At 64.5% G+C, this 1140-nt stretch carries 2 protein-coding genes and 1 pseudogene; 1 reads left to right on the plus strand and 2 read right to left on the minus strand.

What is annotated here, in order from left to right:
• Positions 1-160, plus strand: a pseudogene (locus AC1DW9_RS36660) (IS5/IS1182 family transposase); the annotation flags it as partial.
• On the opposite strand, the gene AC1DW9_RS36665 reads toward AC1DW9_RS36660, so the two are convergent.
• Positions 138-650 (minus strand): PhnD/SsuA/transferrin family substrate-binding protein, encoded by a 513-nt coding sequence (locus AC1DW9_RS36665; protein WP_476777578.1) that lies wholly within the window; start codon positions 648-650, stop codon positions 138-140. The pseudogene AC1DW9_RS36660 and the gene AC1DW9_RS36665 sit on opposite strands and share 23 nt — an antisense overlap.
• Positions 651-839: 189 nt before the next feature.
• Positions 840-1140 (minus strand): TCP-1/cpn60 chaperonin family protein (locus tag AC1DW9_RS36670; protein WP_476855420.1); only part of this gene is annotated, 301 nt, incomplete at its 5' end.

Raw genomic sequence — 1140 nt, forward strand, 5'->3', positions numbered from 1 at the left:
TTTCGGAACCTTAAAGGCCTGGATGGGAGCGACCCACTTCAAGACCAAGTCCCTCAAAAACGTCAGTACGGAGATGAGCCTCCACGTCCTGGCCTACAATCTGAAGAGAGTGATCGCCATCCTTGGCGCTGGGCCGCTCATTCTGGCGATGCGGACCTGAAAGGGTCGCCGCGACTCTCGTCCAACTTCACCCGCAGACGACGCGGCGCACACCTCAGGCATCCCAATAGCGCGTTTGCACACGGCCTCGACTTGTAGGGGCTGTCGGCACGAACGACGATGACCGAGTAATAGCCTTCCTGGCCGTTGTTATCGATGTCGCGGAACAGAGGCTGCAGCTTGTCGCCGAGGACACGCCGGCCGAGCGAGTCGACCGCGGGCCCGAAGCGGGCGAACTCGAGCTGGTCGGCCCGCAGTGCCCCGACGAGGCCGGCATAGTCGCTGACCCGATAGAGTTTCACGGGAACGCCGAGCTTGCCTGTGAGATAGTCGATCACCGGCTGGTTGCGGGCGATCGCGCCCGCCTCATGTTCTGCCGACGAGACGCCGAAGCGGATTTCCTTGATGCTCTGGCGCCAGTCGCTCTGGGCCAGCGCGGGAAGGCAGGTGAGGGCGCCAAGGCCGGCAATCATGGTGCGACGTGTGAGCATATCTGGCCCCTGAAACAGTGAGCGTCATTTGCTCAGCGGGACGCGACGGCGCGATTACGGCGGGATGGCGGTTGCGTGACGCGTCGGGCCGCTGTCGCGCACCGAGGCAGAGCCAGGGGCTGGCAGATATGAAAAAGGCCCGGCTTGCGCCGGGCCTCCGTCGTATTCGCGAGAAGCGATGGACTTCGATCAGAAGTCCATGCCGCCCATGCCGCCGCCGCCCGGCATAGCCGGCATGGCGTCCTTCTTCGGCAGCTCGGCGATCATCGCCTCGGTGGTGATCAGCAGGCCGGCGACCGAAGCCGCGTCCTGGATCGCCGTGCGCACGACCTTGGTCGGGTCGATGATGCCGGCCTTGACCAGATCGCCGTACTCGCCGGTCTGGGCATTGTAGCCGTAGGCGTAGTCCTTCGACTCGAGCAGCTTGCCGACCACGACAGCGCCGTCATCGCCAGCGTTGTCGACGATCTGCTTGGCCGGGGCCATGATC

This window comes from Allobosea sp. P4_E12, assembly GCF_056401655.1.